The following is a 17,942-nucleotide window of genomic DNA, read 5'->3' on the forward strand; positions in this document are numbered from 1 at the left end:
ACAAGGGCGGGAGGCGCGGCCCGCCGACCCACCCGTCCCACAACGCCCGCGAGCCGCCACAGAAGGCGACAGTACTGCTACTCTGCGCTGTCGTGACGTCACGGAGTGCAGACCAGGAGTCCGAGCGACGGGCGGACGCGGCACGCCTCCGCCCACTCCCGCCGGCGGATGTACCCGGCGCCACCCGGGCCCGCCCACGCCCGCCGGCGCGATCGAGGCTCACCGTCGCGATCCTGCTGACGGCGGGCGTCGCGCTGGCACCCGCGGCCCTTCCGGCCAGCCCCGCCCAGGCGGCGTCGGACACCGGGCGAGGGGGCGCGCCGATCGCCGCCACGTACCCGGGATCCACCGCGGGACAGCTCCTCTCGGCGCCGGGGGCGGTGACCCTCGCCGAGCAGCGCGAGGTCGAACGGTACTGGAGCGCGCAGCGGCGGGCCCGAGCCTTCGGGGCCCGCACGAACGACCATGCCGATGCCGCCCCCCTCAGTCCCGGGCCGGCCCCGCCTGCCGCCGGCGACTCCGAAACGGCCGCGAGCGACGCTCCCCCGCCCCCGAGCGCCGGAACGCCCTACACCCGGGGCGGGCTGGTGACCACGACCACCGGCCGGTTGTTCGCCACCATCGGCGGCAGTGACTACGCCTGCTCCGCGAGCGTCGTGTCCAGCCCCAGCCGTGACCTCGTGGTCACCGCGGGGCACTGCGTGCACGGCGGTAGCGGGGAACAGTTCGCGCGGAACGTCATCTTCATCCCCGGGTTCGACAACGGCGCGATGCCCTACGGCATCTGGACCGCCCGCCGGCTTACCGTGACGTCCGGGTGGGCCCGCCAGGACGACTTCGACGTCGACACCGGCTTCGCCCTGTTCAACCCGTCCCCGTCCCGCGGCCGTCATCTCGAGGACACGGTCGGATCCCAGGGCATAGCCTTCGATCTTCCGGGGACGTATCCGCAGTACACCTTCGGCTACCCGCGGCTGCCCCCCTACGACGGCAGCCAACTCGTCTACTGCGCCGGCCCCGGCTTCGGCGACCCCTACGGCAGCCCGTCGATCGGCGTCGCCTGCCGCATGACGGCCGGCGCCAGCGGCGGGCCACTACTCACCGGCCTCGGCCGGCTCGGTTCCGGGCACGGCTGGGTCGACGGGGTGGTCAGCTACGCCTATGCCGGAGTCAACGACAAGCTGTACGGAACTCACTTCGGCGACGTGGTGAAGTCGCTCTACTACCAGTCCTACCGGCTCTAGCGGATCGCCGTCCCCCGGGATACGGCCGACGGACGACGATCGATACCTTCTGCGCATGCCGCATTCGGGCAGCTTCGGGCTCCTCCTGACCGTGCACGTCGTTCTCGGGGTCTTCGTCATCGGTCCGCTGACGCTGATCACCGTGGTCACCCCGCGCCTGCTGCGGTTGGGGGCCGGTGCCCTGCCGATCCTGCGCCTGTGCGTGCGGATGATCCGGGCTCTCGCGCTCGCCTCACTGCTCATCGTCGTGACGGGCCTCGGGCTGGTGCATCAGGGATCATTCGGCAGCGTGCGGTCGCTGGGCGACCCCTGGCTGTCGGGTGCCCTCGTGCTGTGGGTGGTGGCCACCGGGATCTCGCTGGGCATGATCGCGCCCGGGCTCGCCCACGCCGTCAAGGAGATCGACGCGGGCGGTGACACGCGTCGGCGTACCCTTCCAATCATGGGGGGTGTCGCCGTGAGCACCGCCTGCTGGATACTGATCATCGCTTTCATGGTCATCAAGCCCGGGACCTGACGCGGCCGGGCCACCGCGACGATCCGGGCAGGCGGGTCGTCGCTCAGCTCGCCTGCGCGAGCGTCCCGCGACGATCGACTTCCCCGCGATGCACGACATCGTCAAGCTTGTCCAGGATGCGACCCCAGACCTGGCGGGGGAGCTCATGCCCCATCCCGTCGATCTCCAGCAGCTCCGCGAGCGGGATCGCCGCGGCCGTCAACCGACCACCGAGGACCGGGACGAGCGGGTCCGCGTCACCGTGGACGACGAGGGTGGGGACCGGGAGCCGCGCGAGCCCGGGGGTGCGGTCGGGCGCCGCGAGCACGGCGGCGATCTGGCGCATGACCCCGACCGGGTTCGGGCGACGGCCCCATTGGATCTCGGCCCGCCGCCGCAGCCACGCCACGTCCGGCGCGAACAACGGCGAGCCCAGGACCTCCTGCGCCTCGTGCCCGGCGAGGACGAACTCCTCCAGGTCGGCCGGCGCCGGCCGCAGGAACAGCGCGATCGCCTCGGCGGTCGGCTGCACCCGGTGGTCACCCGGATGGGACATCATCGAGGTGAGGCTGCGCACCCGCTCGGGGTTCCCGAGGGCCACGATCTGGGCGATCATGCCACCCATCGAGCTGCCCATCAGGTGCGCCGACTCGATCCCGAGGGCGGTCAGCAGGCCGACCGCGTCCGCGGCCAGGTCCTCGAGCCGGTAGGGAGCGAGGTCGAAGCGACCGCTCAGGATCGCCGCCAGGTCGGGCCGACCGAGCTGGTCGAGATGAGTGGACAGTCCCACGTCCCGGTTGTCGAAGATGATCGTTCGATAACCGCGACGACCGAGCGCGGCCAGCAGGTCCGGGTGCCAGCCGACGAGCTGCTGCCCGAGGCCGCCGATCAGGAGCAGCGGCAACCCGTCCTCGTCGCCGTGGATCTCGTAGGCGAGGTCGATGCCGTTGACTGAGACGATGCCCATGGTCGGAAGGTAGCCATCCCATGGCGCCGGCGCACGAGTTCCACCGGCAATCGGCCGGAGGCTACCCGAAAGGGCCAGGCGGATGCCGGCAGCGCGGCCGTCGAGCGGCGAACACCCCACCCATCAACTACTTTAGGTAGTCGCTCGACTTCCTAAAGCGATTATCCTGCTGGGCGACCCCACCGGACGGGCACACATGATCTTTCCGACGATCGAGTTTGCGGCGTTCCTTGTCGTGGTGCTGGCGATCTCCTGGCTGCTGATGCCCCGGCCGAGGCTGTGGAAGCCGTTCATCCTCGGGGCGTCGTATTTCTTCTACGGCTTCGCGGACGCACGCTTCGTGCTGCTGATCGTGGCCTCCACCTTGATCAACCAGGGTGCCGCCGTCGCGATCCACCGCTGGCGCGACCGCCGCGTCCTCATCGCCGCGATCGTCTGCGACCTCGGCCTGCTCGGCTGGTTCAAGTACTACAGCTTCTTCGCCCTGTCGGTGGACCGCGCGCTGGCCGAGATCGGTCTCCCCACGGCGCTGCCCCTGCTCCAGGTGGCGCTGCCGATCGGGATCTCGTTCTTCACCTTCCAGGCGCTGTCCTACGTCATCGACGTCCATCGCGGCACCAGCACACCCGCGTCGCTGCTGGACTTCGCCGTGTACGAGGCGTTCTTCCCGCATCTGGTCGCCGGTCCCATCGTGCGTGCGCGCGAGTTCATCCCCCAGCTCGCCACGCCACGGGACCCGAACCAGGTCCAGGCCACCCGGGCCGTGTTCCTGATCGTGGGCGGCCTGGTCAAGAAGGTGGTGCTCGCCGATCTGATCGCCTCACGCCTCGTCGACCCCGTCTTCGACGCACCCGGCCAGCACTCGTCGCTGGAGATCGCCACGGCCGGCTACGGCTACGCCGTGCAGATCTACTGTGACTTCTCGGCGTACTCCGACATCGCGATCGGGATCGCCCTCCTGCTCGGCTTCCGCTTCCCGGACAACTTCGACCGTCCCTACGCGGCCGTCACCCTGCAGGACTTCTGGCGCCGCTGGCACATGACCCTGTCCCGATGGCTACGGGACTACGTCTACCTACCGCTCGGAGGGAACCGGAAGGGGCAGCGGCGCACCTACCTCAACATCATGATCACCATGACTCTGGGTGGTCTCTGGCACGGCGCCGCCTGGACGTTCGTCCTGTGGGGAGCGCTGCACGGCGGTGGGCTGGTGACCGAACGCCGGATCCGGGCCCGACGGGCGGACCGGATCCGGGCGACGGAACGGGCCCGAGCCACGGGACAGGAGCAGATCCCGGGACGGGCCCGAGCCACGGGACAGGAACAGATCCCGGGACAGGCCGAATCGGCGGGGCTCTCCGCGATGCCGCTACCCCGGCCGGGATCGGAGAGCCCCGCACCGCTCCTTTCCGCTGGCGGATCCGGCGCCGTTATTGGTCCCGGTCCCGCTGCCGGCTTCGGCATCGCCGGCAGTTCCGCGGGGACGCCAACCACGGCGAGCCGCCGGACGATCATCGCCGCACAGGCCGCGCTTCCCGAAGCGGTCCCCAACCCGGTCCGCGCCTGGGCCGGCCGGCTGGCCGTCTTCCACTTCGTGTGTGCCACCTGGGTCCTGTTCCGAGCGCCCGACCTGGCAACGGCACGCGAGCTCGTCGTCCGGCTGTTCACCGCGAGCGGACCGGCGCCGCTGGTCACTCCGACGGTCCTCGCCGCCATCGGGGTGGGACTGGCCACCGCAGCCGTCCCGCGCGTCTGGTGGATCCACGCGCAGGCCGCCTTCACCCGACTGCGCCTTGGCGCCCAGATCGCGCTGCTCACCCCGAGCATCATGATCATTTATGCGATCGTCGGCCCACAGGACGTCGCGCCGTTCATCTACTTCCGCTTCTGAGTCACGCTCGCCTGCTCTCCCCAGCCCAACCCCGGTCCCGGAGCCTGAGTGTTACCCCGGCCGGGGTAACACTCAGGCCGGACGATACGAGCAACGGCGAGAGGGACTTTAACTTAGAGTAATCTAATAGCAACGCCCGATCACATTCCGGGACATCTGTGACCTGCGTCAACGAAGCCGAGGGGCGATGACTGAGCGTGAAGATTCGGCGCCACCGGGACCCCCGGCGACCGCACCCGCGGCGACCACCGGCGTCGTCCGGGTTCGGCAGGCCTTCCTGCTGGTAGCCGTCACCCTGGGTCTGCTGGCGGTGCTCCGCGCCTCGGCGATGGTGCACGCGGGCGAGGGCATGCGCCCAGGACTCACCCGCACGCTCGTGCTGGGCGTGGCCCGGCCGACCGAACGGATCACCCGGACCGTCCATCTCGACGAACCGGACCGGTGGTTGTCGCGCGCGTTTGGTCACGACGCCAAGTCCGGCGGCACCTTCTCCGAGCTGGCATCGGCGGCCAGCCGAGCTGAAGCCGAGCCCGATCGCCCCGGCGCCCTCGGGCCGGGCGCCGCCGGTTCCCACCGCTCCCCGCTGCCACCGCGCCACCCGACCGCGGCCGATCCGCTGCGCGTCCTGGTCACCGGGGACTCGCTGACGGAATCACTCGGTCCGAGCATCATGAACAGTGCGCCCGCCACGATCCGGGCACAGACCGAGACGCGGTTCGGCACGGGCCTGGTGCGGCCCGACTTCTTCGACTGGGCCACCCATGCCCGGGCGCAGATCACGCAGCGCAACCCAGAGCTGGTGATCGTCGCAATGGGCGGGAACGACGGCCAGGGCATCACGCTTGCGGACGGAACCGTCCTGCCGGCCGGATCGGACGCGTGGACCGCCGAGTACCAACGGCGTGCCATCGTCGTGATGCGGATCTGGAGCGGCGACGGAGCCCGCCGAGTGCTGTGGCTCAGCCTCCCGCCGGCCCGGTCGGACCAGCTTAACGGCTACTTCCGCCGGCTGAACGAGGCGACCCTCGACGCCACGACCAGGGTGGTCGGAGCCCGATATCTCGATCTCACCCCGTGGTTGTCGAAGAACGGCGCATACAGCGACTACCTCACCGGCACGGACGGTAACACCGTCCTGGCCCGAGCCCGTGACGGCGTGCACCTGAGTCTCGACGGCGCGCGGATCGCCGCGGGACACGTTCTGGAAACCGTGCGCAGCACGTGGAACCTGCGGTGAACGACGATCGGACCGACCGACCGAACTGGACGATCAGACCGACCGAACGCTCAACGGGGGCGGAACCCGAAGCCCGCGCCGTCCAGATCCCGGCGGGCCTCCAGGACGGCGGCCCGGGCGGCGGCCAGGACGTCGCGACCGGACGGCGCCGCCGCACCGGACACCGAGATCGCGGCGACGAGCTCGTCGGCGAGGACCGCGAGCTGGTCGGTCAGGGCATGCGGCGCCAGCCGCGGCGGACGAGCGCCGGCCGGCGCTCCCGTGCCGGCCCGCTCGCCGAGCGACGCCAGTTCGTCGAGCAGCCGAACGGCCCGCTCCGCCCTGGTACCACCGGATTCCACCGGAACATCCCATGATGACCCGGACCAACACTGAAGGCGGTGAATCAGCAGGCCGACCTCACGGGTGAGATCACGGACCTCGTCGGACATCCGAGCAGGTTACCTGACGATGACGGGAACGGGTCTTGCTCTCTACTGTGGTATAGGGCACCCTCCAGACATGGTCCGTTGACGTCGGGTTTCACCTCAGGAGGCGCGCATGTCGCTGAACCGCTCCGCCCAGACCCACCAGATCCTCATCGAGCGGATACCGAAGGCAACCGGCCACGACGTGAACCACTGGCTCGATCGGCTCGACGACGGACCCGGCCTGCTCCGCTTCGCAGAGCGCGTCAACTGGCTGCGGGCCGAGCACGACCTGCCGCACTGCTATGCGGCGGCCCTGGTCCATGAGGCCGATCTGCGGCGGCGGGCGATCCGCGCGTAGACACTCGGCGGCCCGGCCGCGCAGGCCCGGCCGCTCGGTGGGGCGTCGAGGTACGGCCCGGCTTCCCGCAGCTGTCCCCCGCCCCATGGCGCCGGGTACCCGGCGCCATGGGGCGGACATGGTCCGCATCGTTGACGCGCCCGGTCGGCCACCGGACACATCACAATGACTGCATGAACCTCGACGCAGCCACTGAGTTCGTACGCGATCACCACCGGGCGGTGCTCAGCACCACCCGCCGGGATGGCACGCCCCAGATGTCACCGGTCACCGTCGGGGTGGACACCGACGGCCGTCTGCAGATCAGCAGCCGGCTCACCGCCTACAAGGTCCGCCACATCGAGCGGGATCCGACCGTACGGATCTGTGTGTTCCCCGATGAGTTCTTCGGGCCCTGGGTGCAGATCAACGGAACCGCCGAGATCGTCCGGCTACCGGCGGCGATGGACCTCCTGATCTCCTATTACCGAGACATCGCGGGTGAGCATCCCGACTGGGACGACTACCGGGCGGCGATGATCCGCGATCAGCGATGCATCATCCAGATCACTGCGCGGTCGGCGGGGCCGGACGTCTCGGGCTGAGGACCAGGCTTGAGGACACCCGCTATGCGCGCGCCCTGACCACGCGCGCCCTGACCCTGCCCGCCCTGACATGATCATCGGCAGGACCCGGCCCCACGACGGACCCGCGCGCTACTGCCGCAGCTTGGAGAGCAGGCGCAGCGTCTCCAGGTAGACCCAGACGAAGCCGATCAGCAGGCCGAATCCCGCCCGCCACGCCTCGGAACGCGGCGCATGGGACGCGATCGCCCGCTCGATGTAGTCGAAGTCGAGGATGAACTGCAGGCTCGCGACGCCGAGCACAAGCAGGCTGAACAGGATGCCGAGCGGCGTCGCATCGTTGATCACCGGCAGGTGGCTTCCGCTGGTGGCCCTGATCACGAGGTCGGTCAGGCCGAGGAGCACGACCCCGAGGAGCACGCCGAACACGATACGGGCCATCCGGGGGGTGGCCCGTAGCCGACCACTACGGTAGGCGACCAGCATCGCGACGAAGATCAGACCGGTCCCGAGCAGGGCCTGCGGGATGATGCCGTTGAAGGCGTTCTCGTAGTAGCGCGAGACCGCCCCGACCGCCACCCCTTCGATCAGGGCGAAGGCGATGATGAGCGGCGGACTGATCAGGTTGCGAAACGAGACGAACAGGCTGATCGCCAGGGCGACGAGGCCGGCCCCCAGCGCGATGCCGGGCGAGTCCGGCGCGAGGGCCCAGCCGACCGCGCCACCGACCGCCAGCAGCGCGAACAGCCCCAGCGTGTGCACGACGACGTCGTCGATCGTGAGGGTGGTGGGCTGGCGGTAGTGGCTCGCCAGCTCCTCGGGGGTCGGCGTGGGAGGAGACGCGAACCCACCGCGACGGAACGCGGGGTTCGAGGAACGAAGGTCGGCCATGGAGCCGGCTCCTCTCGGTCGCCTCCGGGGAGGCATCACCCTCGGTGACTACAGCCTACGTCACCGTCTGGAACGTTCCTTGGGATACGGGAGTTCCCGGCGCACCGGGACACGGTGGATGGCGACAAGGCATCGCGGCGCACGTCCACGCGCGCATCCTCACAGCATCCCACAGCGACGAAGCCTTCCCCTCCTCGGCCGCGGTTCATCGGTCAGATGCCCGGATGACCGAGAAAGGATTGTGCCGGTGGTCGGAGTCGAACCGACACTCGAGCTGTTTTTAGGACAGCCTCCTCTACCAGTTGGGATACACCGGCTCGTCTACATCGCTGATGTTTCTACCACGCTACGTAGGGTCTGGGAATAACACATGCGGAAAAAGTGGTCCGGAGATGGCGGCACGACCGAAAGCGTGACTCATCGTGACGAGGATGCCAACTGTTCGCCATCCCCTTCGATCGGTGGACAGCTCAGATCGCTAAAAGGCGGGTCCACCGTCGGGTTTGGTCCTGACGGCCAGAGCGGAGACGCGGGAAAACACCCCCACCTAAGTGCCGTGAAGCCACGAGGGCCGGTGAACCATCGCAACCGGGCGACGATTCACCGGCCCGCAGGCTCCCGGCGTCCCTACCGTCACACGCCGGCCATGGTGCCGCCGGGCGCTCAGTTCACGTGCCGCGCGGACCGGGCGTCCGGCTCCGGCCGCGGGAGATCCTGCCGGTCGGTGCGGCCCGGACGACATCCTCACCCGGGGACGCGGCCTCACCACCCTCGGCCTCACCGCCCTCGGCATCGCCGGGCGAGTCGGCTGCGACGGCGGACGCGGGGGCGCGAGTGGTCCCGTTCCGCCCGGTCGTCGTGACCGGAGTGCCGGGCGTGCCTGGGGAGATGGCCGCGGCGAACGCGGACGGCATCGCCGCCCGGCGGAACTCGGCCCGGGGATCGGCGAAGGATCCGAGCGAGACGATCTCGCGGCGGAAGAACAGTGCCAACGACCAGTCCGCGACCACCCTGGTCTTGCGGTTGAGGGTGGGAACCCTGCTCAGGTGGTACGTCCGGTGCATGAACCAGGCGGGCCAGCCGCGCAGCTTGACCCCGTAGACCTCGGCGACACCCTTGTGCAGGCCCAGGGACGCCACGCTGCCGGCATAGCTGTGCTCGTATGGTTCGAGGGGCTCGCCGCGCAGCTCGGCGAGGATGTTGAGGGCCAGCCGGCGAGCCTGGCGGACGGCGTGCTGGGCCGAGGGACCGGTCGTGACATCCTCGCCCCTGGTCAGGTCGGGCACGGCCGCGCAGTCACCCGCGGCCCACGCGTCACCCACCCCGTCGATCTGCAGGAAGACGGTCGCGCGCACCCGGCCTTGATCGTCCAAGGGCAGATCCGTGTCGGCCAGCATCGGGTTCGCCCGCACCCCGGCCGTCCACACGATGGTGCCCGCGTCGAACTCCTCACCGTTATTCAGCACAACCCGCCCACCGACCAGGCTCTCCACCCGCGTGTTCAACCTGACGTCGATGCCCCGGTGCTCGAGCTGCCGGAGGGTATAAAGCCCCATTCCGGGTGAAACCTCGGGAAGAATACGGCCGGCGGCTTCAACGAGGACCCAACGCATATCCGTCGGTTCCAGATCAGGATAGAAAGAACACGCATCGCGGGCCATGTCCTCCAACTCGGCAAGAGCCTCTATTCCGGCATACCCTCCGCCGATGAAGAGAAAGGTCAGCGCCCGGCGCCGGACCGCGGGATCGGTCACCGAGGCGGCCGCGTCCAACCGGCTGATGACCTGATTACGGAGATAAATGGCCTCGGCCGCGCTCTTGAAGCCGATGCCCTGCTCCGCGAGCCCTGGGATTGGCAGGGTTCGCGCCACCGATCCCGGACACATCACCAAGATGTCGTACTTAAGATCAAATTTCTCGCCAAGGGATGGTTTGATCACGGCGGTCCGTGTCCCATGCGACACCTGAAGCGCGCTTCCGCTGACAACCCGACAGCCCTTCAGCACCTTACGTAGCGGCACCACCACGTGCCGTGGCTCAAGGTTGCCGGCCGCCGCTTCCGGGAGGAAAGGCTGATAGGTCATGTACGAGTTGGGCTCGACGACTGTGACCAATGCCTCGTCCTGGCGCAGCTTCCGCCGCAGCCGCAGGGCCGTGTACATGCCGACGTATCCTCCGCCGACGATGAGGATGTGCGGTGGTTGCCCGTAGCCCATGGCAAAAACGTACCCACGAGGGCCGTGTTACACCCTGGTCCCGGGCTGGCCGCCCAGCTTTTTTCGTGACGCAGGACACGAATACCGGCGGTCTTCGGCCCGTGGTGCCGATGCGTGGGGACCGTGTTCCGGCTCACCTTCTGTGTCGACGGCCACAAGGACAAAGACTTACCCGGCCCGCTCAACCACTTCCGCGAGCTCCGCCGCCGTGCCAAAAATCGTGTCAAGCATCACTTCGGTGACCCGACCGGTGAAGGTGTTCTGCTGGCTTGGGTGATAGCAACCAACGACCGACACCCCGGATACGGGAAGTTCGACCCGCACGCCGTGCCCGAACGACACCCGGCGCGGAGGAACCGGGAATCCGGCCTGGACCAGGGCGGGCCACAGGGCGGACCAGGCGAATCCACCGAGGACGACGATGACCCGCAGGGTGGACCGGACAAGCTCCAGGTCACGCACCAACCAGGGCCGACAGGTGTCACGCTCCGTAGTGGTCGGCTTGTTCGCGGGCGGAGCGCAACGGACGACGGCGACGATGCGCGTGGCCGTCAGACGCTGACCGTCCCCGGCGGACACCGAGGTCGGCAGCGCCGCCAGCCCGACGCGGTGCAACGAGGCAAACAGCCAGTCGCCGCTGCGGTCCCCGGTGAAGATGCGTCCGGTGCGGTTCCCTCCGTGGGCCGCGGGCGCCAGACCGATGACGAGGATCCGGGCGTCGCCCGGGCCGAACGAGGGCACCGGACGCCCCCAGTAGGCCTGCTCGGCGAAGGCCGCCCGCCGCACCGCCGCGACTTCTTCCCGCCAGGTGACCAGGCGCGGGCAGGCCCGGCAGACGGACATCCGGGCATCGAGCTCCCGGGTGCCCGTCGCGTCGGCGGCCAACGCGCGGACCTCGCCCGGCGTGGCTGCGACCGGTGTGTCGGCGGCGGCGAGGTCCCCCGGCCAACCGCTTCCCGGTCGCACCGGACCCCCTGACCGCACCGGGCCCCCTGACCGCACCGGGTCACCCGTCCCGTCCGTCACCCCGCCCCACCGGTCCTCCTACAGCTGGTCCTCATACCGACGGGCCGGCGGTGACGGGCGGCGCCGCCCGCCCGGGCCCGGTGGCCGGGGCGCCCGGCGCGGCGGCCAGGGCCAGCGCTATCCCATCGAGGATGTCGCGTTCGCTTGCCACCACCGCCGCGGCGCCCGTTCGCTCGACCAGGGTGCGCAGCACGAGCGCGCCGGCGGCGATGACGTCCACCCGACCCGGGTGCATCACCGGCAGGGCCGCGCGCTGGTCGTGCGTCATCCTCAGCAGCCGGTCCGTGACCTGCGCGACCTGCTCCGCCGTCGTCACGGACAGGTGGATGCGGGTCGGGTCGTACTCGGGGAGATCAGCCGCGAGGGCGGCGACCGTGGTGACGGTCCCCGCGACGCCGACCAGCGTCGCCGCCTCGGTCAGGGGCACGGTACGGGCGGCGAGGTCGAGTGCCGCGTGCACGTCGGCGACGATCGCCGCGGCCTGCGCGCCGGTCGGCGGATCATCGTGCAGGTGCCGCTCCGCCAGCCGCACGCATCCGACGTTCACCGAACGGGCGGCCCGCACCCCGCTCACGTCCCCGAGGACGAGTTCGGTCGAGCCGCCGCCGATGTCGGCGAGCAGGATCGGCGTGGCGACCGGCCCCGTCGGCGCGCCCTCGACCGAACCGGCAGACGAACCGGCGTCAAACGAACCGGCTCGGCCGACGAGGTCACCGATGGCGCCGCCGAAGGACAGGGCCGCCTCCTCGTTCCCGCTGATCACCTCGGGGTCCACACCGAGGATCGCGCGGACCCCGGCGACGAGCTCATGGCGGTTGCGCGCGTCGCGGGTCGCGCTCGTGGCGACCATCCGCACCCGTGAGGCTCCCAGCCGCTCGATCTGCTCGGCATAGTCCCGCAGCGCGGTGAAGGTGCGGGCGAGCGCCTCCGGCGCGAGCTCACCGGTCCGGTCGACCCCGGCCCCCAGCCGGACGATCTCCATCTGGCGGGTCAGCTCGTGCAGGGTCGATCCCTCGACGTCCGCCACCAGCAGACGGATCGAGTTGGTTCCACAGTCGATCGCGGCGACCCGACTCACGGTCTCTCCTCCCCGGTCAAATCCCCTATCGGATCTCTTTCGGATCCCCCGTCGGGTCCCCTGCCGGATCCCCTGTCGAACGACTGCCGGTCGGTCCGTCGCCCGCCGCCCCGCCGCCCGGGGCGGGTCCGGGCGCCTCGGCCTCGTCAACGCCCGGACATCGGCCACCGGCCACGCACGGCCCCCGCCGACCCCAGTCGGGAACAGCCGCAAGGGCCTCGTCACCGAACGGATTGACTCCCGGACCCACGGCGAGACTGTGCGCTACGAGGACGTGCAGGCACTTGACCCGATCGGGCATGCCACCCGCGCTCGGAGCGGCGGGCAGCACCTCGTGCGCGTCGCGCCGGGCGAGGTAGTCCCGGTGGGCGACGGCGTAGGCGGCGGCGAGCCGCGGATCCTCCGCCAGCCGGGCTGTCATCTCGCGCATCACCCCGACCCCCTCCAGCCGCGAGATCGCCGACGCAGCCCGGGGGCAGGTGAGGTAGTACAGGGTCGGGAAGGGGGTGCCGCCGGCAAGCCGCGGTGCGGTCTCGACCACGTCGGGAAGACCGCACGAGCAGCGATGGGCCACCGCGAGGACGGCTCGCGGCTCGCGGGAGAGCTGACGGCGCACGATCTCGAGATCCTCGGCCGTCACCGCCGGTGCCATACTCACCCCCTCGCCGTCATCGCCGTCATCACCGTCCGCCAAGCCCGTTCCTTCGCCGCACCGGGGTCGGGGCTCCCGCCCCGTGACCGCTACGGCGTCGAGATCTCCGACCAGAGTCGGGCGTACCAGGCCGAGCCCCCGGACGACCCGCCGCGGGTCTCGTCGCCGTCCTTGGTGGGTGCCGGTTTGATCGGCATCAGGTACGCCCGCTCACCGGGCTTGACGTAATGCAGCCGACGGCGCGCCTCGTCCTCGACCCAGGCCTGGTCGTCGTAGCGCTCGACCGTCGCCCGCAGCTCGTTGACCCTCGCCTGGGCCTGCGCGTTGGTCCGGCTCAGCTCGGAGAGCTTGGCCTGCTGCTGCAGGTACAGCCGCAGCGGATAGGCGAGGGTCAGGACCAGCACGCAGATCACGACGGCGAGCAGGGTCGCCCTCGTGGTCAGCGCGGTGTTCCGCGGCGGCATGGGATCAGCCGGCTTGCCTGCGGCGGGGGAACGCGGCGGCGCCCGCGTACCGGGCCGCGTCGTCGAGTTCCTCCTCGATGCGCAGCAGCTGATTGTACTTCGCGACCCGCTCCGAGCGCGCCGGGGCGCCGGTCTTGATCTGACCGCAGTCGACCGCGACGGCGAGGTCGGCGATGGTGGTGTCCTCGGTCTCGCCGGACCGGTGGGACATCATTGCCCGGTAGCCGCTACGGTGGGCCAGGTTCACCGCGTCGAGCGTCTCGGTCAGCGTGCCGATCTGGTTCACCTTCACCAGCAGGGCGTTTGCGGCCTTCAAGGCGATCCCGCGAGCCAGCCGCTCCGGGTTGGTCACGAACAAGTCGTCCCCGACGAGCTGCACCTTGCCACCGAGCCGCTCGGTGAGCGCCACCCAGCCATCCCAGTCATCCTCGGCCAGCGGGTCCTCGATGGAGACGATCGGGTAGGCGGAGACGAGCTCGGCATAGTAGTCGCTCAGGTACTCGGCGCTACGCGAGTTGCCCTCGAAGGTGTACGACCCGTCCGCGTAGAACTCGGTGGAGGCAACGTCCAACGCCAGGGCGATGTCCGTCCCCAGGGCGAAGCCGGCCTTGTCGATCCCCTCGGCGATGAGGTCGAGAGCCTCCCGGTTGGTGGGCAGGCTCGGCGCGAAGCCGCCCTCGTCGCCCACGCCGGTCGCCAGGCCCCGCGCCTTCAGCACGCTCTTGAGCGCATGATAGACTTCCGCACCCCAGCGCAGCGACTCGGCGAAGGTGCTCGCGCCGATCGGAGCAATCATGAACTCCTGAATGTCGACGTTGGTGTCGGCGTGCGCACCACCGTTGAGGATGTTCATCATCGGCACCGGGAGCAGGTGCGCGGTCGGACCTCCCAGGTACCGGAACAGCGGCAGGCCGCTCGACGCCGCCGCCGCCTTGGCCACCGCCAGGCTGACCCCGAGCAGGGCGTTGGCGCCGAGGGCCGACTTGCCCGGGGTGCCGTCGAGGTCGATGAGCGTCGCGTCGAGAAGACGCTGCTCGGTGGCCTCCAACTCCATGATCGCCGGACCGATCCGGTCGATCACCGCGGCCACGGCCTTGGTCACGCCCTTGCCGCCATAGCGGTTGTCCCCGTCGCGCAGCTCGACGGCCTCGAAGGCACCGGTGCTCGCCCCGCTGGGCACCGCGGCGCGGCCCAGCGTGCCGTCCTCCAGGACGACCTCGACCTCGACGGTGGGGTTACCGCGCGAGTCAAGGATCTCGCGGGCTCCGACGGCCTCGATAGACGGCACGGCTTCGACCTCCGGTATGCGCTCTGACACGGAACGATGACGCGGTGGCAGCAGCGGACCGCCACAGGCCGGTGACCGGAAGCCACCACCCCGCGGCAGGCCACCGGGGCAGACCCTGATGGCCTGCCGCGGATCGTGGCGCGGGACGAGCGGTGCCGTCCGGACGAAACCGGTCGCTGCGAGACTACCGTCGCCCCACGGCGACGCGACGCCGGTCCCGGCCCGGCGCGGCGCGTCCATTCACCCGCGGCGGGTCCGTTCACCGGCCACCCGACGGTCATTTCACCGCCTGCCTGGCCGTCGGGCACCCGGGCGTCGATCCTCCCGCGGACGGCGGTGTCACGCATCCCACAGGCCGGCGAGTTCGTTGTGGGCCACCGGTGCGGACCGGCTAACCGATCCGCCCGATCGGCGGCATGACCAGCGGACCGGCCGAGGGCAGACCAAGCCGCGCCGCCAGCGGTGCCAGCGCCCCCCAACCCGGGACGAAGCCGGCACCGGGACCAGCGCCGAGCAGGCCCAGGGCGGACCCGGCCACCGACCCGGCCACCGACCCGGCCACCGACGCGGCGGCCCCGCGGTCCTCGCTGGACTTCGGCGACCGGACCCGTTCCAGCACCGACGGCTTGGGCGTCAGCCGCACCCGCGGAGTCTCACCGGCCGGCAGACCGGCGCGCGACCAGGCGAGTTCGATCGCCTGCGCCAACCCGCCGAGGACGTCCACCAAGCCGTGCGCATGGGCGTCCGCGCCGGTCCACACCCGGCCGCGGGCCAGCTGGTGCGCCTGGTCCCGGGACAGCCCGCGAGCGACCGCCACCTTGTCAACGAAGTCGGCGTAGACCCGGTCCAGGAACTCCTCCAGTTTCTCCCGCTCCCCCGGGGTGAAGGGCCGCCGCGGCGACATCATCAGCGCATGCTCGCCCTCCGCGACGGCACCGAAGCCCACTCCCACCTTGTCGAGCAGCCCGCTGATCACCTGCTTGCCGGCGAACACCCCGATCGAGCCGGTCAGCGTGCCGGGGTTCGCCACGATCGCATCGGATGCCAGGGCGACGAAGTAGCCACCAGAGGCCGCCACGTCACCCATCGAGACGATCAGCGGCCGGCCGCTGGCCCGGAACCGCTCGGCCTCCCGGCGGACCAGGTCGGAGGCGACGTAGGAACCCCCAGGGCTGCTCACCCGGAACACCGCCGCCGCCACCGCGGGATCACGCGCGGCGGAACGGAAGGCCGCCGCGGTGGCCTCCGCTGCGAGCACCGGCCCGGAGAACGGACCCGGGGCACCGTGTCCGAGGACGACCGGCCCGGTCCCATGGATGAGCGCGATGACCGACTTCTTCGGGTCTCGATGTGGCGCCGTCACGGAGGGGGCCAGCGCACTCGTCCCGCTGCCCGCGGCCTCGTCCGGGTGGAGGTGGGCCTCCCCGGCGCCGTCGGGACGGGAGCCGTCCCGATCATCGGGAACCTCGCGGAAGAAGAAAGCCGCCGGACCGCCGGCCGCCAGCGCCGCCACGCGAAGCGCCGGGAACTTCTCCCGCCGCTCGGCGGACCGCCGGTAGGCGGAGGCGTACATCAAAACCGGCTCCGCGCCGGACCCGCGGCGCGCATCCTCCCGGCCCGCGCCCTCCCCGTCACCCCCGAATCCGGCCGACGGCCCCCGCGTCACCCGTTCCCGTGCCGCCGCGTACACCTCGTCGCGGTAGCCGAGACGGTCGACGAGACCGGTGTCGAGCGCGACGGACCCGGCCAGCGGTCCGAGATCGATCAGACGCCGAACCCGGTCGGTGGACAGCCCGCGTCCCTCGGCGATGCCGGCCACGATCTGGTCAGAGCTGGACTCGATGATCCGGCTGACCGCCTCCAGGTGCGCCGGGGTGAAGTCCCGCTCCACCAGCGTGTTGACGGCGTTCTTGTACTCGTACCGCTGGCCGATCTCGACGGAGATACCGAGCCGGTCGAGCGCTCCCCGCAGGAACGGCGCCTCCATCCCGAGACCGGTCAGGCCGCAGTCACCGGGCGGGGCGAGCCAGATCTCGTCGAACGCGCAGGCCAGATAGTAGGGCGCCGTGCCGCCCCCGAACTCCCCGAAGGTGTCCGCGTAGGCGATGGCGGTGCCACCGGCCGCACGAAACGCGGCGATCGCGGCGCGAATCTCCTGGATACGTGCCAGCGGCATCCCGCAGGCGGCGATATGCGCGACCACGATGGACACCCGGGGATCCTCGGTCGCGTACCGTAGGCCTTCGACGACATCCCGCAGGGTCGTCCGACGCCGGGCGAGCGCCAGGGTGATCGGGTCGGTGGGGACGCCTTCGATCGGGTCGACCGTCAGATCGAGTTCAAGGACGATCGGAGCCGTCCGCCGCGCCGCGATCTGGCGGACGTCGGCCAGCGCCTTACGTGGGATGGCAGCCATGCCCTCAGAGGCTAGCCTTCCCCCGCACGGCGCCTCCGGCGCAGTGCGGGGACCCCTGGCATCGGGCGCCGTACGGGGTCTCCGTCGCCTCGCCTTCGGCGAACCTCCTGGGACAACCCTCAAAGAACCCACGGCGCCTCCGGCGCAAAGAACCCACAGCGCCTCCGGCGCAGTGCGGGGACCCCTGGCGCCGCCGGAAAATAACTTCAAGTTTTGATCTTGGTCTTGCCGGTGCGATGCGCGAGGCCCGCCGCGGTGGGTGCGGTGATCGGTATCCGCGGATCAGACGGTTCCTCCCGACCGTTTCGCGTCGTCGTGCAGCCCGCCGACGAACGACTCCGCGACGCTGACCTGCTCCCGAAGCGTGGAGAGTTTTTCCTCCGCGAGTACCACCCAGGTGCCAAGCCGCTCCTGGAGCTCGGCCCGGACGCCCGCGGCGAGGTCGGGCTCGGCGAGCTCATCACGAAGGGCCAGCAGCGACCGTATCTCCTCCAGGGTGAACCCCAACGGTTTCATCTTCTTGATGAGGAGCAGCCGCTCGATGGCGTCGTCGTCGTAGAGACGAAATCCCCCTACGGTCCGACCTACCGGCGCGAGGAGCCCTGACTCCTCATAGTAGCGGACTGTTCGCAGGGAGAGGCTGACCCGCTCCGCAACGTCCCCGATCTGGTAAACGTCGCCACGGGTCGTGTTCGATCCCGAAACACCACGGCGCTTGGTGGACAACTCGGCCCTTACGTTAGGG

17 protein-coding genes and 1 tRNA gene are annotated in these 17,942 nt (G+C 70.4%); 6 read left to right on the top strand and 12 right to left on the bottom strand.

The genetic code is table 11. From position 1 onward, the window contains the following. Positions 1 to 92 precede the first annotated feature (92 nt). Positions 93 to 1,244, top strand: coding sequence for a serine protease (locus BMG523DRAFT_RS02825; protein WP_011438282.1), 1,152 nt, complete (start codon positions 93 to 95; stop codon positions 1,242 to 1,244). A gap of 55 nt (positions 1,245 to 1,299) precedes the next feature. After that, the gene (locus tag BMG523DRAFT_RS02830; protein ID WP_011438283.1) at positions 1,300 to 1,761 is read left to right on the top strand and encodes a membrane protein; all 462 of its coding nucleotides are present in this window, start codon (positions 1,300 to 1,302) and stop codon (positions 1,759 to 1,761) included. A gap of 43 nt (positions 1,762 to 1,804) precedes the next feature. Here the strand turns inward: BMG523DRAFT_RS02830 and BMG523DRAFT_RS02835 are convergent, their stop codons facing one another. Further along, complete coding sequence (locus tag BMG523DRAFT_RS02835; protein ID WP_011438284.1) at positions 1,805 to 2,707, bottom strand: alpha/beta fold hydrolase; 903 nt, start codon at positions 2,705 to 2,707, stop codon at positions 1,805 to 1,807. 196 nt (positions 2,708 to 2,903) lie between these two features. Between BMG523DRAFT_RS02835 and BMG523DRAFT_RS02840 the strand changes: the two genes are divergently transcribed. Beyond that, positions 2,904 to 4,598: an MBOAT family protein gene (locus BMG523DRAFT_RS02840; RefSeq protein WP_011438285.1), complete on the top strand. Its 1,695-nt coding sequence runs from the start codon at positions 2,904 to 2,906 to the stop codon at positions 4,596 to 4,598. 187 nt (positions 4,599 to 4,785) lie between these two features. Continuing rightward, positions 4,786 to 5,835, top strand: a complete 1,050-nt coding sequence (locus BMG523DRAFT_RS02845; RefSeq protein WP_011438286.1) for a DUF459 domain-containing protein — start codon at positions 4,786 to 4,788, stop codon at positions 5,833 to 5,835. Positions 5,836 to 5,885: 50 nt separating this feature from the next. Here BMG523DRAFT_RS02845 and BMG523DRAFT_RS02850 read toward each other — a convergent pair whose 3' ends face one another. Continuing rightward, complete coding sequence (locus BMG523DRAFT_RS02850; RefSeq protein WP_235462825.1) at positions 5,886 to 6,176, bottom strand: hypothetical protein; 291 nt, start codon at positions 6,174 to 6,176, stop codon at positions 5,886 to 5,888. 199 nt (positions 6,177 to 6,375) lie between these two features. Here BMG523DRAFT_RS02850 and BMG523DRAFT_RS02855 point away from each other — a divergent pair, with 199 nt between their 5' ends. Both BMG523DRAFT_RS02855 and BMG523DRAFT_RS02860 read left to right on the top strand, forming a co-directional pair. Next, positions 6,376 to 6,603 (top strand): DUF4287 domain-containing protein, encoded by a 228-nt coding sequence (locus BMG523DRAFT_RS02855; RefSeq protein WP_011438288.1) that lies wholly within the window; start codon positions 6,376 to 6,378, stop codon positions 6,601 to 6,603. A gap of 173 nt (positions 6,604 to 6,776) precedes the next feature. After that, positions 6,777 to 7,187, top strand: a complete 411-nt coding sequence (locus tag BMG523DRAFT_RS02860) for a PPOX class F420-dependent oxidoreductase (RefSeq protein WP_023840079.1) — start codon at positions 6,777 to 6,779, stop codon at positions 7,185 to 7,187. A gap of 111 nt (positions 7,188 to 7,298) precedes the next feature. Here the strand turns inward: BMG523DRAFT_RS02860 and BMG523DRAFT_RS02865 are convergent, their stop codons facing one another. The 10 genes from BMG523DRAFT_RS02865 to BMG523DRAFT_RS02910 all read right to left on the bottom strand — a co-directional run bounded on the left by BMG523DRAFT_RS02865 (position 7,299) and on the right by BMG523DRAFT_RS02910 (position 17,923). Then, positions 7,299 to 8,057: a Bax inhibitor-1/YccA family protein gene (locus BMG523DRAFT_RS02865; RefSeq protein ID WP_023840078.1), complete on the bottom strand. Its 759-nt coding sequence runs from the start codon at positions 8,055 to 8,057 to the stop codon at positions 7,299 to 7,301. Between the two features lie 242 nt (positions 8,058 to 8,299). After that, a tRNA-Leu gene (locus tag BMG523DRAFT_RS02870) sits at positions 8,300 to 8,374 on the bottom strand. A gap of 351 nt (positions 8,375 to 8,725) precedes the next feature. After that, the gene (locus BMG523DRAFT_RS02875) at positions 8,726 to 10,273 is read right to left on the bottom strand and encodes an NAD(P)/FAD-dependent oxidoreductase (protein WP_035940980.1); all 1,548 of its coding nucleotides are present in this window, start codon (positions 10,271 to 10,273) and stop codon (positions 8,726 to 8,728) included. 168 nt (positions 10,274 to 10,441) lie between these two features. Further along, entirely contained in the window at positions 10,442 to 11,239 is a 798-nt protein-coding gene (locus BMG523DRAFT_RS02880) for a uracil-DNA glycosylase (protein WP_023840076.1), read from the bottom strand. 91 nt (positions 11,240 to 11,330) lie between these two features. Beyond that, positions 11,331 to 12,377, bottom strand: coding sequence for a Ppx/GppA phosphatase family protein (locus BMG523DRAFT_RS02885; RefSeq protein WP_043590286.1), 1,047 nt, complete (start codon positions 12,375 to 12,377; stop codon positions 11,331 to 11,333). Between the two features lie 25 nt (positions 12,378 to 12,402). Continuing rightward, entirely contained in the window at positions 12,403 to 13,029 is a 627-nt protein-coding gene (locus tag BMG523DRAFT_RS02890; RefSeq protein ID WP_035941014.1) for a DUF501 domain-containing protein, read from the bottom strand. 89 nt (positions 13,030 to 13,118) lie between these two features. Beyond that, positions 13,119 to 13,493, bottom strand: coding sequence for a septum formation initiator family protein (locus BMG523DRAFT_RS02895; protein ID WP_011438296.1), 375 nt, complete (start codon positions 13,491 to 13,493; stop codon positions 13,119 to 13,121). 4 nt (positions 13,494 to 13,497) lie between these two features. Beyond that, a complete protein-coding gene (gene eno, locus BMG523DRAFT_RS02900; RefSeq protein WP_011438297.1) occupies positions 13,498 to 14,781 on the bottom strand; it encodes a phosphopyruvate hydratase in 1,284 nt (427 codons plus the stop codon). A 391-nt stretch (positions 14,782 to 15,172) separates the two neighbouring features. Further along, on the bottom strand, positions 15,173 to 17,197 hold the full coding sequence (locus BMG523DRAFT_RS02905; protein ID WP_023840074.1) for a S49 family peptidase: 2,025 nt from the start codon (positions 17,195 to 17,197) through the stop codon (positions 15,173 to 15,175). A 282-nt stretch (positions 17,198 to 17,479) separates the two neighbouring features. After that, positions 17,480 to 17,923 carry a MerR family transcriptional regulator gene (locus tag BMG523DRAFT_RS02910; protein ID WP_011438299.1) on the bottom strand — a complete coding sequence of 148 codons (444 nt, stop codon included), beginning with the start codon at positions 17,921 to 17,923 and terminating at the stop codon, positions 17,480 to 17,482. Positions 17,924 to 17,942: the final 19 nt, after the last annotated feature.

The organism is Frankia sp. BMG5.23, assembly GCF_000685765.2.
Lineage (GTDB): Bacteria > Actinomycetota > Actinomycetes > Frankiales > Frankiaceae > Frankia > Frankia casuarinae.

Coding starts and splice junctions, on each gene's coding strand:
- BMG523DRAFT_RS02830 (WP_011438283.1), top strand. CDS start 1,300: ATGCCGCATTCGGGCAGCTTCGGGCTCCTCCTGACCGTGCACGTCGTT.
- BMG523DRAFT_RS02835 (WP_011438284.1), bottom strand. CDS start 2,707: ATGGGCATCGTCTCAGTCAACGGCATCGACCTCGCCTACGAGATCCAC.
- BMG523DRAFT_RS02840 (WP_011438285.1), top strand. CDS start 2,904: ATGATCTTTCCGACGATCGAGTTTGCGGCGTTCCTTGTCGTGGTGCTG.
- BMG523DRAFT_RS02845 (WP_011438286.1), top strand. CDS start 4,786: ATGACTGAGCGTGAAGATTCGGCGCCACCGGGACCCCCGGCGACCGCA.
- BMG523DRAFT_RS02855 (WP_011438288.1), top strand. CDS start 6,376: ATGTCGCTGAACCGCTCCGCCCAGACCCACCAGATCCTCATCGAGCGG.
- BMG523DRAFT_RS02860 (WP_023840079.1), top strand. CDS start 6,777: ATGAACCTCGACGCAGCCACTGAGTTCGTACGCGATCACCACCGGGCG.
- BMG523DRAFT_RS02865 (WP_023840078.1), bottom strand. CDS start 8,057: ATGGCCGACCTTCGTTCCTCGAACCCCGCGTTCCGTCGCGGTGGGTTC.
- BMG523DRAFT_RS02875 (WP_035940980.1), bottom strand. CDS start 10,273: ATGGGCTACGGGCAACCACCGCACATCCTCATCGTCGGCGGAGGATAC.
- BMG523DRAFT_RS02890 (WP_035941014.1), bottom strand. CDS start 13,029: ATGGCACCGGCGGTGACGGCCGAGGATCTCGAGATCGTGCGCCGTCAG.
- BMG523DRAFT_RS02895 (WP_011438296.1), bottom strand. CDS start 13,493: ATGCCGCCGCGGAACACCGCGCTGACCACGAGGGCGACCCTGCTCGCC.
- BMG523DRAFT_RS02905 (WP_023840074.1), bottom strand. CDS start 17,197: ATGGCTGCCATCCCACGTAAGGCGCTGGCCGACGTCCGCCAGATCGCG.